Source organism: Methanobrevibacter sp., assembly GCF_017447225.1.
Taxonomy (GTDB): Archaea; Methanobacteriota; Methanobacteria; order Methanobacteriales; family Methanobacteriaceae; genus Methanocatella.
The window spans coordinates 1-19,068 of record NZ_JAFSNZ010000084.1; the positions used below are offsets into that span (position 1 = coordinate 1).

A 19,068-nucleotide genomic window follows, 5' to 3' on the forward strand; every position below is an offset into this window, starting at 1 on the left:
ATCAGAACCTAAATCAACCTTATCGTCATCAGAATAGTCAACATCAATATCTTCTTTAGTACTATGATCAACATGAATATAATCTTTATCAGAACCTAAATCAACCTTATCGTCATCAGAATAGTTAACGTCAATATTTTCTTTAGGGATTTTATCACTGCCATGGTCAACATTGACAAAATCATCATCAGAACCTGAATCAACCACATCATCAAAAGAATTCGTCTTAACATCATCAGAACCTAAATCAGGAACTGAATTGACATCATCCAAATCATCATTGTAAATTTCATCTATATTAATACTGTCAGTTGATGAAGAAAACTTAACTTTAGGCTTTTCTTTAACTTTTTCTGCTGAATCATCAATCGTTTCCGGTTCAATCTCTTCTTCAATAGGTTCAGGTTCAATATCCTCTGTAAAAGACACTGAATCAGTATCATCACTTACCTGATCATCAAAATCATCAATGTCATCTTCAGGGATTTCATCATTACTATGGTCAACGTAAATAAAGTCATCTTCTTCTATTTTATCCTTAATGGAATCTGTGATATCTTCTTCGGATTCATCATCATTGAATAATGGGATTTTATTTTTTATTGAAGATAAAATTCCACCACCACTTGTTTTAGAAATAGAAGAACCGAATTTGACTTTTGAAGAATCCGAATCATCAGCTATTTCTTCTTGGAGTTCTTCTTCTCTTTCTTCGTCTTTATATTGAACATCTTCGCTATAGTCTTTATCACTTGTAAATGTATCTTCATCTTCCTCACCATCATCTGAATGTTTATCGGAAATATTATCTAAATCATCATCTTCATCATCAGATAATTCTTCAATAATCTCTTCTAGATTAACATTATCAGAATCATTTTCGTTAATATCTGCATCTAAACTATCACCATTTTCTAAAGGAATATCATTATCATCAGGATATTGTGATTCATCAATGTCTTCGACTTCAATATCATTATCTTCTGAGATATCATCATTTAATTCTGGTGACTCATCAACAATTTCAACATCATCTGAATCCTTATAACTTTTATCATCCAAATCATCATTTAATTCAAATGATTCATCAACATCCTCAGAATCAGAAGAGACTTCAACATCTAAATCAACAGAAACATCATCATTTAACTCAATTGGTTGCCCATCAATTTCAACATCATCTGAATCTTTGGATTTAATGTCTTTTTCTTTAGAATTATCTTCAATATCAACTTCAGATTCAACATCATCTTTAAATATAAAATCATCAAATGCACTGGAATCCTCATTAATATCCTCTTTTTCCTCATTAATCGTTACGAATTCACTTGGTGATTTATCGAAACCTACTTCACTTGTTTCTTCTTCGGCCTGAACAAATTCACTTGGAGATTCCTGTGTGAATTCCATATCGTCATCAAAATCATCGACTTCGTCTTTGCTTACAAAAATTATATCGTCATCAAAGTCAAGTTCGCCATCTGGAGGTATCACTTCAACATCATCACCAAGCATGGCCGCTTTAGCTTCAGCTTCTTTTTGCCTTTGCTCTTCAAGTTCCTTTTCACGTTGTTTTCTTAACTCTTCAGCTCTTTTTTCAGCTTCAATTCTGCGTTGTTCTTCTTTTTCACGAGCAATTTTTTGTTCCTTACGGGTTTGCTTGATAGATTTTTCAATGAAATCCAATAGCTTTTTGCGTCCTAAATCACGGTTTCTGTACCAGTCAGTGGACCATAAATGATAGAGTTTCCATCCCAATCCTTCCAAGACCTGTTCACGGAGCCTGTCACGGTCACGTGCAACCTTACTTGATGCATACATTTTTCCATCAGTAGTTATTCCTAAAATGTATTTTCCAGGATTTTCCTCATCAACAATAGCCAAATCAACTCTAAATCCTGCACAACCGATTTGTTTATCCACTTGGTAACCGTTTTCTTCAAGGAAACTGGCTATTGCATCTTCAAACGGTGCTGATGTATGTTGCTCTTCCGTGTGAGCGCCAATGGTTAAGTTTTCAGCATATTCCAGAAATTCTCTTAATGCTCTGACACCATGTGGCGGGTTGGCTGTTAATTTCATGCTGGATGCTTTGAAATTGGAAAATACAACACATTTCTGTCTTGCACGTGTAATCAGTACATTTAATCTTCTTTCACCACCATCTTGATTTAAAGGACCGAAGTTTAGTGACATCTTGCGTTCGTTATCAAAACCGTATCCTACACTAATTAGAATAACATCCCTTTCATCCCCCTGAATAGTTTCGAGGTTTTTGACAAAGAATCTTTCATCCTTGTTTTCAGAGAATAATGGTTCGAATTCAGGTCTTTCACGGCGTTTTTCCTCTAATTTTTCCAAGATTGCATTTTTCTGTGCGACAGAAAATGTTCCGACACCCAGACTTTTGGTGTCACCATATCTGTCAAAATGATCAAATATTGCTTCGACAACATCTTCAGCCTCTTTCGGGTTTGCAGAAGATGAACCTCTGTCATAGGCAGTATTCGGATTATAATGGAATTTTAATCCCAGTTCGGAATCGTTGTGTGAAGGTGAAGGATAAACAAGCAATTCATTGTCATAGAATTCCTTGTTGGATACGTTAATTAATGATTCATGACGGCTTCTGTAGTGCCATTTCAGCATTTTTACAGGGAATGAGAGTTTACATAAATGAAGAATACTTTCCATGTCTAAAGAGGTTGCTTCTTCCTCATCGCTTTCTCCACTTGCCATCTGATCGAAAAATGACGTTGGAGGCAATTGTTGGGTATCCCCCATTACAACAGCGGTTTTACCTCTCATGAATGCTCCTAATGCATCTTCAGGTTTGACCTGACTTGCTTCGTCGAAAATAACAACATCAAACTGCAATTCTTCGTTAGTTGGGTCAAGATATTGCGCTACAGATAAAGGAGACATCATGAAACATGGTTTAATCTGTTTAATCATTCCACCGGCCTTTTCCAATAATTTCCTAACCGGCAAGTGTCCGCTTTTTCTTGTAAATTCTCCGGCCAATACTTTTGCCTGAGGGTTTTCTGTAGCTCCAAAAATCTGCGGAATGTTTTTGTTCAACTTATGGAAGATTCTCTTACGGTTTAAGACCAATATTTTCTTGTCCAAATCCTTAAATTCCCTTATTCTGTTTTCATGCAACTCTCCGATGAATGTTGCCAATTCATGATTTTCAACAAATAATATATTTAAAAGTGAATCTGCGAAGTTTCCTTCAACCAGTGCTTTTACATCGTCCTTTTTAATGTTTCTTTTTTCAATTGAATCAACAAATAATTCGGCTGTTGTTCCTTTCAGGGAGTTTTTGGTGTTGAGATATTGTGACCATAAATGAAGGCTGGACAGCTGTCCTCTCCAGTTGTATAACTGTGACTGCCAATCTTCAAATGCAACATCATTTGCACCTTTTTTGAATATGAGTTTGCTTCTAGGATTTAATTTAGCCTTTAATTTATCCAAATCATTACTGAATTCGTTTCCGGAGTCTATATAGTCAACCAAATCTCTTTCAGGATTAATGTCAAACAGATCTTTGGATAATATGTCAATGGTATTTTGTGAGAAAATTCCTTCTTTTGTAAGGATTGTGAACTGGTTCATCCATTGAGCGATTGATTTTAAGTCATTTATATCCGCATTTAAATGCCAATAGTCACCATAATATCTTTTGGCCAATGCATCGTTGGCTTCCAAATTCTTTTTGAGCTGTATTGCAATTTTTGCCTGATTCAATTCATTGATTATCGTTGGAATGTCATCCGGAACAGGAACATTATAATATCTCTCAACAAGTTCCACATGCTGTTTTCCTTTAAAGAAACGCAATTTCTTATGGGACAAATCATTTAGCTGATAGATTAATGCGTCTATATTAGTGTGATATATTCCAGGATTGAATTTATCCAGGATTTCGGCAACTTTCTGATATTTGGCCAGTTCCTGAATAATCAAATAAGCGTCATCATTATTTTTATCCCATGCACCGGACTTTAAGATTTTTGCATCAATTAACTCTGAGTTTTGTGATTTGATAATGTCAAATGCTGAAAGTGATTTTTTAAATTCATTTAATGTATTTGGCTTTTTAATACCATAGATATCATAAACTCTTCCTCTTTCTATTAGAAATGCGTCAAGAGATGTCAATGTATCGTTAATAAGCATTTCTATTTCTCTTAAATCAGCAGGAAGCAGACTTTTCGGTGCGCATTTACTCCATGGATTTTCCTTTGAAATTGTCTGATAGAGCTCTGCAACGCTTTCCAGAGACAATATTATATCATCCAGATCTTTCATTGAAACAGTTTCCGGACTGTTGAATCTTACCACTGGCATTATGCTTTGCTTGCGTGAAAAATGGTCATCAGCAGCCTCTTTCATACCATACAATTGGAATGCTGACAGGTTCACGGCAAAAACCGGTCTGTGAATGACGCTGGCATAATCGTCCAACTGTCTTTTCAAGGTTTCCAGTTTCCTTATGGTCTGATCAATGTTTAATGTGTCAACAGCACGGACATTGGTTGCCTTTTGCAGGTCTTTCAGGAACTTTTTACGTCTTGTTTTGTGGGAATGTAATTCCAAGACAAACTTACCCAATCCAACACCAGTCAGTCTGTCCTTTACAACATCCAATGCCGCCATCTTTTCTGATACGAATAATACTGATTTGCCTTCAGCAAGCAGTTCAGCAATCAGATTAACGATAGTTTGTGATTTACCTGTACCTGGTGGTCCTTCCACAACAAGGTTTCTTCCTGCCTTAACGTCCTGAATAGCTGCTATCTGTGAAGAATCCGCATCCAAAACCTGATACATAGTCTGATATTCAAGCTGTGAGTCCACATCTTCCTCATTGAATGCCTCAACGTCATTTTTTGCAGGGTTGAAAATTGCCTGTATCAGTTCATTTTTAGTTAAATCAACGTTATCAGCCCAGCTGTCCGGATTCAAATCATTGTACATTACAAATTTTGTGAAACTAAAGAAACCTAATGCAATATTGTTGTTAACTTTCCAGTCTTCCATTCTGCTTGTAGCACGTTTAACTTTAGCTATATAATGGTCAATGACTTCACCATATTTCTTGAATTCAAAATCAGGAAGTTCTATGCCTCCTTCAAGAAGCTTGGCCTTAAGTGATATGTTAGTCTGAATGTCTTCTCCAGTCCATTCCAGATTAAATGATTCACCAACCTTTTTTCTCTCCATTGAAACAGGAATCAATACCAGCGGTGCCTGATTAACTTGTTTTGGCTTGGATTTGTCTATCCATTCCAAAAATCCGACTGCAAGGTAAAGGATATTATAACCCTGTTCCTGAAGCATTGTTTTAGCCTGGTTATTGATGTAATATAATCTCTTTTGGAGTTCATTTGGAGTCAAATCTGTAGCCAGTTTCTTGTTTCCTTCTGAAAACTTTGAAAAATCAAATGGAATATGATCCCATACAGAGGATTTGTCTTCCTTTTTGTCTTTCTTATTGGCTACAAAATACATCTTACTATTTTGTATAACTAATGTTTGGTAGACATTAATTGGAGTTTGATTATTGATTTTAACTGTTTTGGCTCTGGATTTAAAGTTAAGCAACTGATTTCTTAAAGTTAAATCTAATAACTCCTTACGTAAGTTTTCAAACTCTTTTTCGATTATATTTGTAGATGAATTGGATAACATGATGATCATTTATTAATTGAAAAATTCTTTAAATCATATATAATTATTAATTCATTAATTAATAAAGTTTACTTAAAATTAAATATCGCCTTTAAATGGTCCAAAAAAGCTGAGTTTATCACTAGCTATTTTTGATGCGAAATTAGCTGATTTTAAAATGGAATCGGTTGTTAATTTTTTAGAAATGTAAGCTGCCATATAGGTATCACCACAGCCTGTTGAATCAACAATATTGTCACACGGGACAGCTTCAATTTTATACTCCTTATCTGAAAGCACTCTTGATCCATGACTTCCATCAGTTATGATGATTTCATCTACATCTATGTCATCACCAAGGATGTTTTTTTCTGATTCATCTAAAAATATCGCATCTGCGAGTGATAATATGGCAGGTAACTCCTTGAAGTTATCTAATTTTATAGTGTAATTTTCATTTACTTCAACATCAGGAGTTCTTAAAAAACCCTGTACTGATAAAAATATTGGAACATCAAAACTTTTGAGATATTCAACAGTTTCAATAGGAAAATCATGACGATTTAGAGGATTTAGCACAAACGCACCAATATCATCGGGCAAAATGTCTTTCAAATCAGATGGAAAAATCGGTATTTTAGCAAAATTGCTTAATTGATGTCTGACATCCAGGTTATCCCTGAAAGGATATTCATTGATGAAAAAATGAGAATTCTCTTTTTTAATTACCTGAACTTTGTATTTATCAGGAAAAGCATCTATTAAATGTTCATCCGAACAGTTTACAATTACCCGGTAGTCCTTGAAGAATTCTTCAAAAACAAAACTTTGAAAGTAAGTCGCACCGCCAACTCTGTTGGACTTTCTATTGCCGATAACCACCAAATCATTAGTTACCGGACCAATTACTACAAGTGTCATGATATCCCTTGTGTATTCATATAAGTATAACTATTTGTAATTAGAATATATAACAATTTGTTTAGTATTTAACAGTGTATTTTGATGAATAATACTCAGAAACATTAATTAGTTACTAACAAATAAGTTAAATACATGAAAATATTAATTCAATTCTAAAATCTGTTAATAGAAACTTTGAAAGATAACAAAAAATTAATAATCGGATTATACCTGACATTTATAATCTGTTTTGTTGCGGCATGGATTTTATCCGGTGCAAGAGTGGAATCTGCCATAAGCAATATGCCAATTTCAAATACAACACCTACTCCAAATATAATCAGTGGGAGTGCAGTTGAACTATTCATCAATAATGAATGGGGAGGAATCATAACATATGTTTTTTCAATATTCTTTGCAATTCCTGCAATTTTAATGTTAGCCTATAATGCTGTTAACTTGGGCGTTATTGGACAATTATTCAATCAGGCAATTCCTAATGGAGGTCTTAGATATATCATTTACCTGATTCCCCACGGAATATTTGAAATTACAGCAACTGTTCTTCAGTCAGTGGCAGGAGTGCTATTATTCCTATTCATCTGGAGATTCATCAAAGCCTGGAGAAATAGCAATACATCCGGAGCTTCACAAGCCTTTGAAAAAACCAAAAAAATATTGGTTCAAAGCATCATACTTATGATATTTTCAACAATCCTATTGCTTATTGCAGCCCCAATTGAAGCATATTTCTCAGTACCTTTCTCTGAATTCATTATAGGGCCATGAATCTGCAGTCAATCCAATTCGATTGTAATATCAACGACATGATACTTGCCGGAAACGGCATAAATTTCTTTTTTAATATTTTCAACATTTTTTCCAAAATCAACATCGACTTTTACAGTCATTACTGAATCTATCCCGTCAAGTGACCATATATGGAAGTCTTCAATTGCATTCACACCATCAATAGCCACTATCTGCTGTTTGAATTCTTCAACATCGAAGTTGTCGGGAGTCTTTTGAAGCAGCACTTCAACTGATTTGTATAAATTGCGTCCGAGGTTGAATATAAGCCATATTGCGATTCCGATTGAAACGAAGGGATCCAGGTATGGCGCCCCATCCCAGAATATTAGAACAACACTTAATATCAATATAGCAACCCATTCAAATACATCACCTAGCTGATGGAATAAAATAGCTTTTTCATTGAATGTTTCGCCGTCATGAAGCCTATAGACAGATATTGATTTAAATATTATTCCAACAATTGCAATAACGAGCATTCCACCGGCATCCACTCCTTCAGGAGCAAATAGTCTTGGAATAGCTTCGGACAATATTACAAATGCCATTATTATAACAAAAATAGAAGTTATTACAGCACCTAAAATTGAAAATCTCTGATATCCGTATGAATATTTGTCTGTTGAGTCCTTTTGGGATACTTTTTCCAGAAACCATGCCAATGCAATGGAAATCGTATCGGACATGTCATGAATGCAGTCAGCAAGTATTGCCATACTGTTGGTTGCAAGACCTCCTGCAATGACTATGATATTGAAGGCAAGATTCATGAAAAATACAAATGCCAGATTTTCGCCCGCTTTTTTGTGATGACTGTGAGTATCAATTCTCATATTTAACAGTTTATCAATAATAAAATAAAAAAGTTATTTAAAATGAATAATATTAAAGATAAAGTGTATTTTAAAATTATTCCTTTAACAACAAATATTTATATAATTTAAAGATTAAATCAATATTAGTGATTAAAAATGGCAATAATAGGAACAACAATATTTTCACATATATTTCCAGTACTTTTTGGATTTTTCGGATTATTACTAATAATATCTGGTATATTGGATGAAAACAATCCTAAATTAGGTTTAGGTATCGTATTGTTTATTGTAGGTTGTGCATTCCCTTATGTTGTATTAAATGCACTTATCTAGATTATTGTAATTTCACCTGAATGTAGGCTAGTTCCTACCAACACTTTTTTTATTCCCAGTTTTTCCAACTCATCAATAGATTCTTTATTTAATCCGCCAGCCATTATTAATTTGTCTTTCATATCCTCGAATTCATCTAAAAGCTCTTTATTATACCCATGATTTGTTCCCACGCCACTAATGTCTAAAAGTATGATTTCAGCAGGATCTAATTCTTTCAATATCTTTTTGTATTCCTTGAAGTCCAAGTCCAGTTTCTTGCAGTAGAGTCCATTGTCCTTTACATCAACACTTATTACAATCCTTTCTTTAGGATATTTTTCAAAAATCTTATAGAGTTCATTTACGTCTTCAAGCGTTTCTGTGGGAACGATTATCTTAAATGCATAGTCCAGGAAAAATGAAAATGATTCTACATCCTTTACGCCTGCATCAAGCATTACCGGAAGTATTGTGTTGGCCATCTTGATTTCATTGACATTATGTCCTTTGCTTTCAATCAAATCCAAATCAGCAATGTATAATTCATCGGCACCATTCAATTTCAGACCCTGTGCAATTTCAACAGGACTGGATGATGGAGCAAATACTGTTTGCAATGGTTGATATGTATCCCTCATACCGGATTTGCCGCTTACTGCCTGACCTTCTTTCAAATCCAATACTGGTATTTTTTTAATCATATTTGTCACCTTAAAATATAATATAATCAAGAAAGTATTTAAAATTTTAAAAAAATCAAAAAAACAATAGGAGGAAAATTAAGCTAAAAATAAATTTTAGCCTAATTTCGAAAATAAAAATAATGATCAATTTGGGGAGAGTATAAAAAATATGATTTTTAACCCTTGTTTATTATCTTTATCATCATAGTATATAAAGTTACCTATAATTTATAAAAATTAAATTATACTTGAATAAATAAAATTTAAATTATTTTTATAAAAATTAAACAATAAATAAAATAATTAAAAATAAATAAACAATAATCATTATAATTTAAAAATTAATATAATAATTTAAATTTTGATGTTTGAAATATGTTAAAATCAATAAAGTTCGCTTGAAAAAGCCATTATATGAACATACTTAGCTAGAAAAAAATGATATGCTTAAAACATCCCTAATTAAAGTACAGTTGAAAAAAGTAATTAAAAATTAAGTAAGATTGATAAAAAAAGAAGTTTTAAAAAAAAATAAAAAAGTAAGTTTGAAGTTGAAAGAGGGAATTTTGAAAGACAGAAAAAATCACGTGTTCATCCTTGCTAAGCTATCTATAATGAATTAACTTCAAACTATATTATACTTTGATTTACTAATATAAATACTTTTTTATAAAAAAGTATTACTTTAATTAGTAAAAAAATTAAAAAAAGTAATACTAACTAATTTAAAAAAAATAATTATTCTCTGAAATTTTCATCAATATATGAATCAAACTTCAAATAAGCCTCATCTACAGCTTCAGACAATAAATCCTGATCAATTTCTGATAACTCATCAAAGCTAACGCCCAAATCAACATCAACATCCAATTGGTCATCATCATAATTGAGCATAATATCCAAATCAAGATCCTCAAGTTCCTTAGTGGAAATCACACGGGAGACCTCTTTTTCAAGGATTTCTCCAAAATCATCAGAAATAGTGGTTAAATCATCAGAAGATAATCTTTTAAGTTTTGACATAATAATCCAAAAAAAGAATGGAAATTAAGCTCCATTAGGAGCCATTCCTTGCATTGCAGCTTGAATATTAGTTTGCATTTCTTCAAGTTTTTTCATGACTCTTTCTTCTTGGCGAGCCATAGTTTGTTTTCTTAACTTGAGAGTTTCTAATTTATCTTCAGCTTCTTCCAAAGCATCTTTATAATCTACTTTAATGAGTAAATTACCTGCTTGTTTGAATACTTCAGTACTTTCATCAGTGTTATTTAACTCTTCTAATGCTTTTTCAGTTTCTTGAATTTGAACTTCTACAGTTTGAATTTGCATAGTTACAGCTTGAGCTTGCTGTTGTAACTGTTGAAACTGATTTAATTGCTGTTGTATATTTTCAGGAATTTCCATATATAATCACCTTTTTATTTTTATATATTAATCAAATTATTTATTTGTAATGATAAGTTAATCCATTTAATAGCTGAATTGACAGAAGCTCTAAATGAAGTCGAATCCTCCGCATCAATATTGATAATAATCTTATTTTCCTCAAGAGTCAAATCCATAGATGATCTGTAATCAGGTGCCGTATTGAACTCTAAAATAATGGAATCATAAATGATTTTAGCCTGATCGGAATTTTCAAATTCAATATCAATCCGGCTTTTTACAGATTCCAGTGGACTATCATCAATCATTGTTATCTAAAATTTTTTTAACATTAATCTGAAAATCAGTCTTGTCTCCAAATTTATTGATAAAATTTATTCTAGCTATCAAATCATCATCTTCAGATATATGAATATAGTTATCCTCTGCGCTATCCACAAGTTCAAAACCTAAAATATCACTTAAGGAGTTTAGTTCTTGAACATCTGAGACTACTTTCAATTTAGATGGAGCTATGTTGAGTCTTTCATTGGAAATACTTGCACTAATCAAAACAATAAGTAATTCTTCACCTTTGTTAGAATAAAATGTTATCCTACTGGGATTTCCCTTAATTTCATTAACAATAGCTAAATTAACTTCATCCTCATCTAAAGCTTTCAGCAAAAGCTCTCTCATATTCATTTTACCTCTATTAACAGAAGTTGAATCTGTTGCATGGGCAAAATTCTTACAAAACTTTCTTGTTTTTTGAGAAGGCTTTCTGGAAGTTGAAATTAACATTTAAATCAAAAATAGTAAAAAATTATAGATAAAACAAGATTAAAAATCTTGATTTAATTCTATTTTTTAAGGCCAACTCTGTTGACCATATTCCCATCGGGAACACTTGCAGAAACCCAACGAGTTACTTCTGGAACATTTTTAAATAAAATCCTATATCTACAATTAGGACATTTATTGACCATGTAGCTTTTTTGGTCTACTTCGGTTCCACAACGTGGACATTTATACAAGGATTATTCCTCCACTTTAATATCTCTGATACTACGTGCTGCGGATTTTGCCATAGGGGTTTGAGGAACGTAAGCTCCACCAGTAAATACTGCACCGCATTTTCTACATTTCCAAATTCCAGCAGCTTGTCTTTTTACATAAGGTCTATCACATTTAGGACAAACATGATTTTTTTTCATGTTTTCTTCGATGAGTTTAACAGATCTTTTTGCTTTTCTTCCGTATCTTGCACCGAACCTACCTGTAATACCAACTTTTTTAGTTCTTGCCATTTTAATTTCTCTCCATTATAAAAATAATAATAAAAATGTAAATCAATTAGATTTACCATGATTAAAAACAATCATAAAATTATCTAATGTAATAATATTGTATTACATCATATTTAAAGTTAATGGTAAATTCAAGAAAATATTAGTATTTTCTTAAAATACCTGATGATATTAACCCAATCAATTAATCGAAAGTGTGATAATTAGGACTTTCATTAGTGATTAACAAATCATGAGGATGTGATTCCTTAATACCACTACTGGTTATTCTGACAAATTGAGCTTTTTTCTGCATGTCTGCAATATCTTTAGCTCCACAATAACCCATGGATGATTTTAAACCACCGACTAATTGGAATAAAATTTCACTAACAGTTCCTTTGTAAGGCACTGCGCCTTCAATTCCTTCAGGAACATATTTAGTGTGGTTCATTTTACTTTTAGATCCTTGGAAGTATCTATCAGCACCACCATCAAATTCGCTGGTCATAGCTCCCATTGAACCCATTCCACGGTATTTTTTGTACTGTTTACCGTTCATGACAACCACATCACCAGGAGCCTCATAGGATGCTGCAAGCAAATTACCTAACATTACTGCATCTGCACCGGCACCTATAGCTTTTGCAATGTCTCCGGAGTATCTGATACCACCGTCTGCGATGACAGGAATGCCTGCATCTGCAGCAGCGTCAGCAACATCGGAAATTGCAGTCAATTGAGGTACACCGACACCTGCAACAATACGGGTAGTACACATGGAACCCGGACCGATACCGACTTTTAATGCATCAACACCCATAGATATCAGGTCTTCTGCAGCTTCGGCAGTTGCAATGTTACCTACACATAATTCAGCATCAATATTATCCTTAATGGTTTCAGTGAATTTGACAACATTCATATTGTGAGCGTGAGCACAGTCGATTGAAATAATATCTGCACCAGCCTGATCCAATGCCATAGCCCTTTCCAGATCAAATGGACCAGAAGCTGCGGCAACCAGATAATTACCGTTTTTATCACGAGCAGCATTAGGATATTGTGCCTGATTTAAAATATCTTTAATAGTGATAATTCCAACTAATTTACCGTCATGAAGAACAGGTAATCTTTCAACTTTATTTTCATAAGCAATATTCAATGCCTCTTCAGCAGTGATTGGCTCTTCCACAGTAACAACATCAGAAGTCATGATGTCTTTAACAGTCTTGTTAGGTTCAGATTTTAATACTGGTCTGATATCTCTTTTTGAGATGATACCTATAATTTCATCACCGTCAACAACAGGAAGACCGCTAATCAGTTCATCCTGCATTTTATTTTGAACATCCAAAATGGTTGAATCAGGTGTAATGGTTACAACATCACGAATAGTCAAGTCTTCTGCAGATTTTACTTTTTTAACTTCTTCAACCTGTCTTTCCAATGATATGTTTCTGTGAATTACTCCTATACCACCTTCCTGTGCCATAGCTATAGCCAATTCAGCTTCAGTGACAGTGTCCATAGCGGCACTCATTACAGGAATATTCAATTTGATTCCTTTTGACAATTCAATGGTTGTATCAATGTCTTTAGGTTCAACATAACTTGCATTTGGAGTAAGTAAAAAATCATCGAATGTATAAGACATTCTAGCTTCTTGAACTTTTTTAGAATACATTAAAAACACCTACTTAAAATGAATCGCATAATTCTTTAAGCTCAGCTACTGCAGTATGATGTATTTTACCGGTATTACGGTCACCGCCAACACAGGCAGCTCCTCTGATACCAACAACATCACAGTCAATATCATGCAATGGTTTTAACTGGTCTTTTTTGACAGATCCTGCAAGAGCAGTTTTCAAATTATAGCTATGAGCTTCTTCAACAAATTCAGTTAATTTATCTAAATCTAAATAATCAAATAAAGTATGACCGTCTTTAACAGCAGTATCCAACATTGCCAAATCGCAGTTTGCATCACGAGCAACTTTTGGAATTTCCATCGGATCAACAGCACCAACACGATGAGCATCTGCATAACCTGCAGCTACTACAATAGTATCTGGACTTACGTCTTTAACGGTTTTAGATACGTTTTTCATAACTTCAACAGCTTCATCGTAATTTTTGGTTCCGTATAATCCTACTTTAATATAATCTGCTCCTGAAACATGAGCACCCATTGCCGCTAGAGAAACTGTACCTGGTTTGTAAGGCACATCTCCTAAAGTAGCACTGACCAATTTGTCTTCAGGAGTTAATTCCCTGATTTCTTTAATAACCCAAGGGAAATTAGCACCTAAAGATCCTTCTTTAGGATTTTTAACATCGACAATATCTGCTCCACCTTTAATAGATTCAAGAGCTTCTTCATGATTTATAGGACTTATTAATAGAAGCATGTATTTCCTCCGTTTATAATATAATCAATATATCAAAATATAATATATTTATATTTAGTATTCTTTCTTTATAAGTATATGCACTAAAATGCATTTAAAAAAATAGTTAAATTAATATGGTGAATCATTCTTGCTTACATTATCCCTGATTTTTCCATGAACTTTAGGATAAAAGCCAACTTCTGAGGATAATTTTCTCATGTTTTCAAGTATTTCATTGGTTGGAATAGCTACCGGACAATTTAAGGTGCACAATCCACATAACGTGCACATGTAAAGACCTGAGTTATAACAGGTCTCATCATCTTCAATGAATTTTGACATTGCAACACCACGGCCGCCAAGATAGTTATTGAATCCGAACTCGTTTCCGACGGCATTATATACAGGACAGTGCACAATGCAGTTTCCGCATCCGATACACCAAAGGCACTCTTCGCTGGCCAGGCTTCTTCCATTGTCTAAAAATATTACGACTACCCTTTCGGCACCGTACATGTTTTTGAGAAGCTTTTTTTCAATGTCCGCTGTCTTTGACGGTCCGGATATGACATTCATATATGAGGTTACATAGTTTCCTGTAGCATAGACTGTTTCAAGTTTTGAAACAGAAATTGCATCTTCCAAAGTAGGTACAATTTTATCAATTCCAGCTACAATTATATGCAAATCTTTCAGCGAAACCAGTGAAATATTGCCTTCGTTATGAACCATTATGCATGACCCCTCTTCAGATGCAATTGCATTGGCACCTGATATACCTACACTTGCATCTTTTAGACGATTTAGAACATCCTCACGGACAAGCTCCATAATCTCACGGGCAATCGGATTGACATCGCTGTCCAGAGAATCATTGACAATATTAGTGATTTCTGAAATGTTTAGATGGGAAGCAGGCCCTGTCGGATGAACAGGCTTATTGTCCGTTTTTTTAAGCTGCAAAATCCTGTCTCCCAAATCTGTTTCGACAACATCCCACTCTTTGGATGCCAGCTCTGATTTAAGATTTATTTCACCTAAAGTATTGGATTTTGCCTTGGCAATCACCTTATTGTCAAAGTCTTTTATTAAGTCAAAAATAATATCTAATGCATCTTCCTTCGTTTCAGCAAACTCGACATCAATGCCGTTTCGCTTGAATGATTCGACAGCCTGGCCATATAACTCTTCGGAATTTTCAACGGAGTATCTCTTGATTTCACGTACTCTTTCCTGAAGTCTTCTGACTTGAGGTGAGTCCTTTATTTCAGATGACCTTGACTTGACTGTATTGAATGATTTTCTCATGGTTTCAAGTTCACTCGTCTTCATAGACACCACCATACTTTACTAAAAATTCCGTCAAATCCATGACTTCCAAATCATCATTCTTTAAATTAAGCTTACAGAACGGACATGGAGTAAGCAATAACTCTGCACCAGTTTCTTTAGCCTGATTGACTCTAGATTCAGCCATCTGTGAAGCTATTTCTGGATAAGCTGACTTTACTCCACCACCTGCACCGCAACAGATGCTGTTTTCACGGATATTTTCCATTTCAACCAAATCAGCGACAGCAGAAATAACATCTCTAGGTTCATCAAATATGTTAGAGTGACGTCCCAGATGGCAGGAATCATGATATGTAACCTTTAAATCCTTTTTAGTGAAGCTCAATTTGTCGTCATCAATAAGCTGCTTTAAAAACTGTGAAATGTGAATGACATCCAAACCTTCATAATCATCCTTTAAAGTCTTGTAACAGCCTGCACAGGAAGTCAATATCAGCTCATCCTTTAAAATCTCAGTATTCTTTTGAATCTGTTCCTGCGCTTGTCTGATAAAACCGGTTCTCAGCAAAACTGATCCGCAGCATTTCTCATCATTTAAAATATGATAATCTATGCCTGCCAATCTTAAAAGTTTTTCTGTTGCATCCTGAATTGCAGTTTCCTTTTCTCTGGCAGTGCATCCTCTAAAATATATCATGAACTATTCCTCTTCATCATCAAGAGTGATTTCATTATTTAATGCAACTTCCTTAACAAGAGTATTTAAGTCGTTTTGCATATTATCAACAATGAAATATAATTTTAAAACAGTGTAAAACAAAATTACAAATACCAATATAATTATAAAGTCAAGACCACGAGTTATACCGAATAATTGTGCAAATGTAATACTGACATTTGGAAAAATCGCAAATAAACTAACAACAATCCAAAATATGGACCATAAAACAACAGTTGTAATCGAATTCTTTCCTTTAAAGTATCTTGTAATAAACCATATTATAGCAATTACAGAAATTATCGGAAATATTAAAGCATATAAATACATTTTTTCACCTTAAAATTGATGTTTAATCATCTGAAGCAAAATTTTAAATGCAACAACCACATTTGTTCCTTTAGCTTGGGTTTCGGGAGTGTAGATTGTTTGAATAGGCACTTCTGCAAAAGGAATATTATTGTCATTGATTTCACGTATAAATTCTGAAGATATAAGATAACCTGTAGCGTTGATTGAAATCTTATTCAGGGCATCGACAGTTATTGCCCTGAAACCTGTCTGGGAATCGCTGACATTTACTTTATAGAATATTCTTGTTAAAAGGTTCATGATTGAGTTTGCAAAGCTTCTGGTTTTCGGCATGTCCTTAAAAGGTCTTACACCAATTACCGCTTGAGCTTCACCGGTAACCAATGGCTTAATTACTTCATCCAAATCATCAGCGGAATGCTGTCCGTCAGAGTCCATACTGACAATATATTTTGGATTGAACTTCAAAACGGCCTCAAAACCTGTTTGAGTAGCTATTCCAACTCCCCTATTTATTGGCAAGGAAAATATATGGATTTTATCTGGAAATTTTCTTTTTGATTGTTTAACAACTTCCAGAGTATTGTCTGAAGAGCCATCATTTACAATGACCATATTATAGCCTTTACGGGCTATGTCTTCCAGAACCGGTTCGATTCTTGTTGCTTCATTATACGCAGGAAGAACCACGTATGTTGCATTTTTATCTTCTAAAGTTATCTCATATCCCATATCTACACCTATAATGGTCCAGCATCCTCTTTTCCTTCACGCATTCCCATTCCAGCTTCTTTTCTCATAGCTTTTCTATGATACATCATTTTGATTAGATTCTGTGCATGTTCACGAGCCCTGTTTTCAGCCAGTTTTTTCAACTCAACAGGGTCTTCTTCCTCATCTTCATGGACAAACACTTCCAATATGTGTGTATTGGTCATCAGCTGTGCATTGATAAGGCCTGTTGATGCTTCATGAGCGCACATCTTATCCTTTTCCATAGGCCCGGGCATTCCCAATGCCATTACGATATCACAGTTTTCCTCTTCTATGAGGATTTTAGCTGTTACAGGCAAGTCTTTTACTCCAGGAACTGTTTGGCGTATTATCTTTAAGTCATAAGCATTATTTTTAAGTTCATCGATAGCTGCTGAGGCCATGTCAAAACGTGCAAATGTAGTGTCACAAATTCCAATCCTCATAAACTTCACCTTACAAAAAGATATGTTAATTTTAATATATAATATTAGTGAAAAATAGTTTTTTGAAAAAAATTATTACTGCCGTAATAAAATCGTAATATTAATTATTATAATTTTAGAAATTTAAAAAAAAATATTTTATTTAAATTGTTCATTAGCCAATCGTCTAGCCTCTGAAATCGTTAACGGATAATCTCCATCAAATGAAAATCCATCCCTTTTTTCCAATATCTCGAATAAATGTGCAACACGAGGAAGTCTCAGATTTGCACTTCTTATTAACTCAATATCAGAGAAAACTTCTTTTGGAGATCCACTTTTAACTATTTCACCAGAACTGATGACATATACCTTATTTGAGTAAATAGGCACTAAATCCACATCATGTGTAGAAATAATAATAGTCATGCCTTCATCATTCAACTCATATAAAAGTTTCAATATATCTGATGCTCCTTTCGGGTCAAGACCGGAAGTAGGTTCATCCAAAACCATTATTTCAGGCTGCATAGCCAATATTCCGGCAATTGCAACTCTTTTTTTCTGACCCCCACTCAAATGATGAGGAGCCTTTCTTTCAAAACCTTCCATATCAACTCTTTTTAATGCGTCAGTCACCCTTTTTTCTGTCTCTTCCTGGGATAATCCAAGGTTTAAAGGACCGAATGCAATGTCCTCTTCGACAGTCGGTGCGAAAAGCTGATCGTCAGGATTCTGGAATACAATTCCCACTTTCTGTCTAAATTTCATTAGACTTTTTTTATCATGTTTTAAAGTTTCGCCATCAATGATGATTTCTCCGTTATCAGGTTTGATAATACCATTGAAATGTAAAAATAATGTGGACTTGCCCGCACCATTTTTTCCAAGAAGAGATACCATTTCACCCTTTTCGACTTCCAGATTTACATTTTTTAAAGCCTGAGTTCCATCATCATATGAATATGAAATATTATTTGCTTTTAACATTATTTATTACTCCTTTTAGGTTTATAAACAGGCAAATATCCTTGATAACATCTTGAATCTAAAGAACATTGAAGCGTCTCTGATTTATCAAGGGATCGGAAAAATAGATTACTGAATAACATACCTAAAGACTTATAAGTACTTTTAGAACCTACATATCCTAATCTAGTTTCCTGAGCATTTCTCATTGTAGCCAATTGATCTAAAAATATGAAAATTGCATTATATCTCACGCAGCTCCACCAGCGTCCGGCGCAGGATCAGGATGCGAATGCCGGCATAGCGCAACGCCATCAGCGCCGCTTTGTGCCGCACA

Annotated in this window: 20 protein-coding genes and 1 pseudogene; 2 read left to right on the forward strand and 19 right to left on the reverse strand. The window is 34.0% G+C overall.

The window, feature by feature from the left end; all coding sequences use genetic code 11:
* A partial coding sequence (locus tag IJQ68_RS08310; protein WP_292799126.1) for a DUF4011 domain-containing protein occupies window positions 1-5,709 on the reverse strand: 5,709 nt, incomplete at its 3' end.
* A 69-nt stretch (window positions 5,710-5,778) separates the two neighbouring features.
* Window positions 5,779-6,600, reverse strand: coding sequence for a PfkB family carbohydrate kinase (locus IJQ68_RS08315; protein WP_292799128.1), 822 nt, complete (start codon window positions 6,598-6,600; stop codon window positions 5,779-5,781).
* A 177-nt stretch (window positions 6,601-6,777) separates the two neighbouring features.
* Between IJQ68_RS08315 and IJQ68_RS08320 the strand changes: the two genes are divergently transcribed.
* The gene (locus IJQ68_RS08320) at window positions 6,778-7,371 is read left to right on the forward strand and encodes a stage II sporulation protein M (protein ID WP_292799130.1); all 594 of its coding nucleotides are present in this window, start codon (window positions 6,778-6,780) and stop codon (window positions 7,369-7,371) included.
* Between the two features lie 8 nt (window positions 7,372-7,379).
* On the opposite strand, the gene IJQ68_RS08325 is transcribed toward IJQ68_RS08320, so the two are convergent.
* Window positions 7,380-8,228 carry a cation diffusion facilitator family transporter gene (locus IJQ68_RS08325; RefSeq protein WP_292799132.1) on the reverse strand — a complete coding sequence of 283 codons (849 nt, stop codon included), beginning with the start codon at window positions 8,226-8,228 and terminating at the stop codon, window positions 7,380-7,382.
* Between the two features lie 138 nt (window positions 8,229-8,366).
* Here IJQ68_RS08325 and IJQ68_RS08330 point away from each other — a divergent pair, with 138 nt between their 5' ends.
* On the forward strand, window positions 8,367-8,546 hold the full coding sequence (locus tag IJQ68_RS08330) for a hypothetical protein (protein WP_292799134.1): 180 nt from the start codon (window positions 8,367-8,369) through the stop codon (window positions 8,544-8,546).
* Here IJQ68_RS08330 and IJQ68_RS08335 read toward each other — a convergent pair.
* From IJQ68_RS08335 to IJQ68_RS08410, 16 genes and pseudogenes are all read right to left on the reverse strand, one after another.
* Window positions 8,543-9,229, reverse strand: coding sequence for a HisA/HisF family protein (locus tag IJQ68_RS08335; RefSeq protein ID WP_292799136.1), 687 nt, complete (start codon window positions 9,227-9,229; stop codon window positions 8,543-8,545). The genes IJQ68_RS08330 and IJQ68_RS08335 overlap by 4 nt on opposite strands.
* A 720-nt stretch (window positions 9,230-9,949) precedes the next feature.
* Entirely contained in the window at window positions 9,950-10,234 is a 285-nt protein-coding gene (locus IJQ68_RS08340) for a DUF3194 domain-containing protein (protein WP_292799138.1), read from the reverse strand.
* A 24-nt stretch (window positions 10,235-10,258) separates the two neighbouring features.
* Window positions 10,259-10,615 carry a prefoldin subunit beta gene (locus IJQ68_RS08345; protein ID WP_292799140.1) on the reverse strand — a complete coding sequence of 119 codons (357 nt, stop codon included), beginning with the start codon at window positions 10,613-10,615 and terminating at the stop codon, window positions 10,259-10,261.
* Between the two features lie 20 nt (window positions 10,616-10,635).
* Window positions 10,636-10,905 carry a KEOPS complex subunit Pcc1 gene (locus IJQ68_RS08350; RefSeq protein ID WP_292799142.1) on the reverse strand — a complete coding sequence of 90 codons (270 nt, stop codon included), beginning with the start codon at window positions 10,903-10,905 and terminating at the stop codon, window positions 10,636-10,638.
* Window positions 10,898-11,380: a Brix domain-containing protein gene (locus IJQ68_RS08355; RefSeq protein WP_292799144.1), complete on the reverse strand. Its 483-nt coding sequence runs from the start codon at window positions 11,378-11,380 to the stop codon at window positions 10,898-10,900. The genes IJQ68_RS08350 and IJQ68_RS08355 overlap by 8 nt, the downstream gene beginning before the upstream one ends.
* Before the next feature lie 107 nt (window positions 11,381-11,487).
* Window positions 11,488-11,613, reverse strand: a pseudogene (locus tag IJQ68_RS08360) (DNA-directed RNA polymerase subunit P); the annotation flags it as partial.
* Window positions 11,614-11,616: 3 nt separating this feature from the next.
* Complete coding sequence (rpl37A, locus tag IJQ68_RS08365; RefSeq protein WP_292740060.1) at window positions 11,617-11,886, reverse strand: 50S ribosomal protein L37Ae; 270 nt, start codon at window positions 11,884-11,886, stop codon at window positions 11,617-11,619.
* A gap of 184 nt (window positions 11,887-12,070) precedes the next feature.
* Window positions 12,071-13,552, reverse strand: a complete 1,482-nt coding sequence (guaB, locus tag IJQ68_RS08370) for an IMP dehydrogenase (RefSeq protein WP_292799146.1) — start codon at window positions 13,550-13,552, stop codon at window positions 12,071-12,073.
* Window positions 13,553-13,565: 13 nt separating this feature from the next.
* Window positions 13,566-14,279 carry a (5-formylfuran-3-yl)methyl phosphate synthase gene (locus IJQ68_RS08375; RefSeq protein WP_292799148.1) on the reverse strand — a complete coding sequence of 238 codons (714 nt, stop codon included), beginning with the start codon at window positions 14,277-14,279 and terminating at the stop codon, window positions 13,566-13,568.
* Between the two features lie 111 nt (window positions 14,280-14,390).
* Window positions 14,391-15,593 carry an LUD domain-containing protein gene (locus tag IJQ68_RS08380; RefSeq protein ID WP_292799150.1) on the reverse strand — a complete coding sequence of 401 codons (1,203 nt, stop codon included), beginning with the start codon at window positions 15,591-15,593 and terminating at the stop codon, window positions 14,391-14,393.
* Window positions 15,580-16,251, reverse strand: a complete 672-nt coding sequence (locus tag IJQ68_RS08385) for a (Fe-S)-binding protein (protein ID WP_292799152.1) — start codon at window positions 16,249-16,251, stop codon at window positions 15,580-15,582. Before IJQ68_RS08385 ends, IJQ68_RS08380 begins: the two co-directional genes overlap by 14 nt.
* Window positions 16,252-16,254: 3 nt before the next feature.
* Complete coding sequence (locus IJQ68_RS08390; protein WP_292799154.1) at window positions 16,255-16,602, reverse strand: DUF2304 domain-containing protein; 348 nt, start codon at window positions 16,600-16,602, stop codon at window positions 16,255-16,257.
* 9 nt (window positions 16,603-16,611) lie between these two features.
* Window positions 16,612-17,316: a glycosyltransferase family 2 protein gene (locus IJQ68_RS08395; protein WP_292799156.1), complete on the reverse strand. Its 705-nt coding sequence runs from the start codon at window positions 17,314-17,316 to the stop codon at window positions 16,612-16,614.
* Window positions 17,317-17,324: 8 nt separating this feature from the next.
* The gene (ribC, locus tag IJQ68_RS08400; RefSeq protein ID WP_292799158.1) at window positions 17,325-17,783 is read right to left on the reverse strand and encodes a riboflavin synthase; all 459 of its coding nucleotides are present in this window, start codon (window positions 17,781-17,783) and stop codon (window positions 17,325-17,327) included.
* A 138-nt stretch (window positions 17,784-17,921) separates the two neighbouring features.
* Window positions 17,922-18,752, reverse strand: coding sequence for an ATP-binding cassette domain-containing protein (locus IJQ68_RS08405; protein ID WP_292799160.1), 831 nt, complete (start codon window positions 18,750-18,752; stop codon window positions 17,922-17,924).
* Entirely contained in the window at window positions 18,752-18,985 is a 234-nt protein-coding gene (locus IJQ68_RS08410; RefSeq protein WP_292799162.1) for a CbiQ family ECF transporter T component, read from the reverse strand. Before IJQ68_RS08410 ends, IJQ68_RS08405 begins: the two co-directional genes overlap by 1 nt.
* Window positions 18,986-19,068: the final 83 nt, after the last annotated feature.

Coding starts and splice junctions, on each gene's coding strand:
- IJQ68_RS08315 (WP_292799128.1), bottom strand. CDS start 6,600: ATGACACTTGTAGTAATTGGTCCGGTAACTAATGATTTGGTGGTTATC.
- IJQ68_RS08325 (WP_292799132.1), bottom strand. CDS start 8,228: ATGAGAATTGATACTCACAGTCATCACAAAAAAGCGGGCGAAAATCTG.
- IJQ68_RS08330 (WP_292799134.1), top strand. CDS start 8,367: ATGGCAATAATAGGAACAACAATATTTTCACATATATTTCCAGTACTT.
- IJQ68_RS08335 (WP_292799136.1), bottom strand. CDS start 9,229: ATGATTAAAAAAATACCAGTATTGGATTTGAAAGAAGGTCAGGCAGTA.
- IJQ68_RS08340 (WP_292799138.1), bottom strand. CDS start 10,234: ATGTCAAAACTTAAAAGATTATCTTCTGATGATTTAACCACTATTTCT.
- IJQ68_RS08345 (WP_292799140.1), bottom strand. CDS start 10,615: ATGGAAATTCCTGAAAATATACAACAGCAATTAAATCAGTTTCAACAG.
- IJQ68_RS08350 (WP_292799142.1), bottom strand. CDS start 10,905: ATGATTGATGATAGTCCACTGGAATCTGTAAAAAGCCGGATTGATATT.
- IJQ68_RS08355 (WP_292799144.1), bottom strand. CDS start 11,380: ATGTTAATTTCAACTTCCAGAAAGCCTTCTCAAAAAACAAGAAAGTTT.
- rpl37A (WP_292740060.1), bottom strand. CDS start 11,886: ATGGCAAGAACTAAAAAAGTTGGTATTACAGGTAGGTTCGGTGCAAGA.
- guaB (WP_292799146.1), bottom strand. CDS start 13,552: ATGTATTCTAAAAAAGTTCAAGAAGCTAGAATGTCTTATACATTCGAT.
- IJQ68_RS08375 (WP_292799148.1), bottom strand. CDS start 14,279: ATGCTTCTATTAATAAGTCCTATAAATCATGAAGAAGCTCTTGAATCT.
- IJQ68_RS08380 (WP_292799150.1), bottom strand. CDS start 15,593: ATGAAGACGAGTGAACTTGAAACCATGAGAAAATCATTCAATACAGTC.
- IJQ68_RS08385 (WP_292799152.1), bottom strand. CDS start 16,251: ATGATATATTTTAGAGGATGCACTGCCAGAGAAAAGGAAACTGCAATT.
- IJQ68_RS08390 (WP_292799154.1), bottom strand. CDS start 16,602: ATGTATTTATATGCTTTAATATTTCCGATAATTTCTGTAATTGCTATA.
- IJQ68_RS08395 (WP_292799156.1), bottom strand. CDS start 17,316: ATGGGATATGAGATAACTTTAGAAGATAAAAATGCAACATACGTGGTT.
- ribC (WP_292799158.1), bottom strand. CDS start 17,783: ATGAGGATTGGAATTTGTGACACTACATTTGCACGTTTTGACATGGCC.
- IJQ68_RS08405 (WP_292799160.1), bottom strand. CDS start 18,752: ATGTTAAAAGCAAATAATATTTCATATTCATATGATGATGGAACTCAG.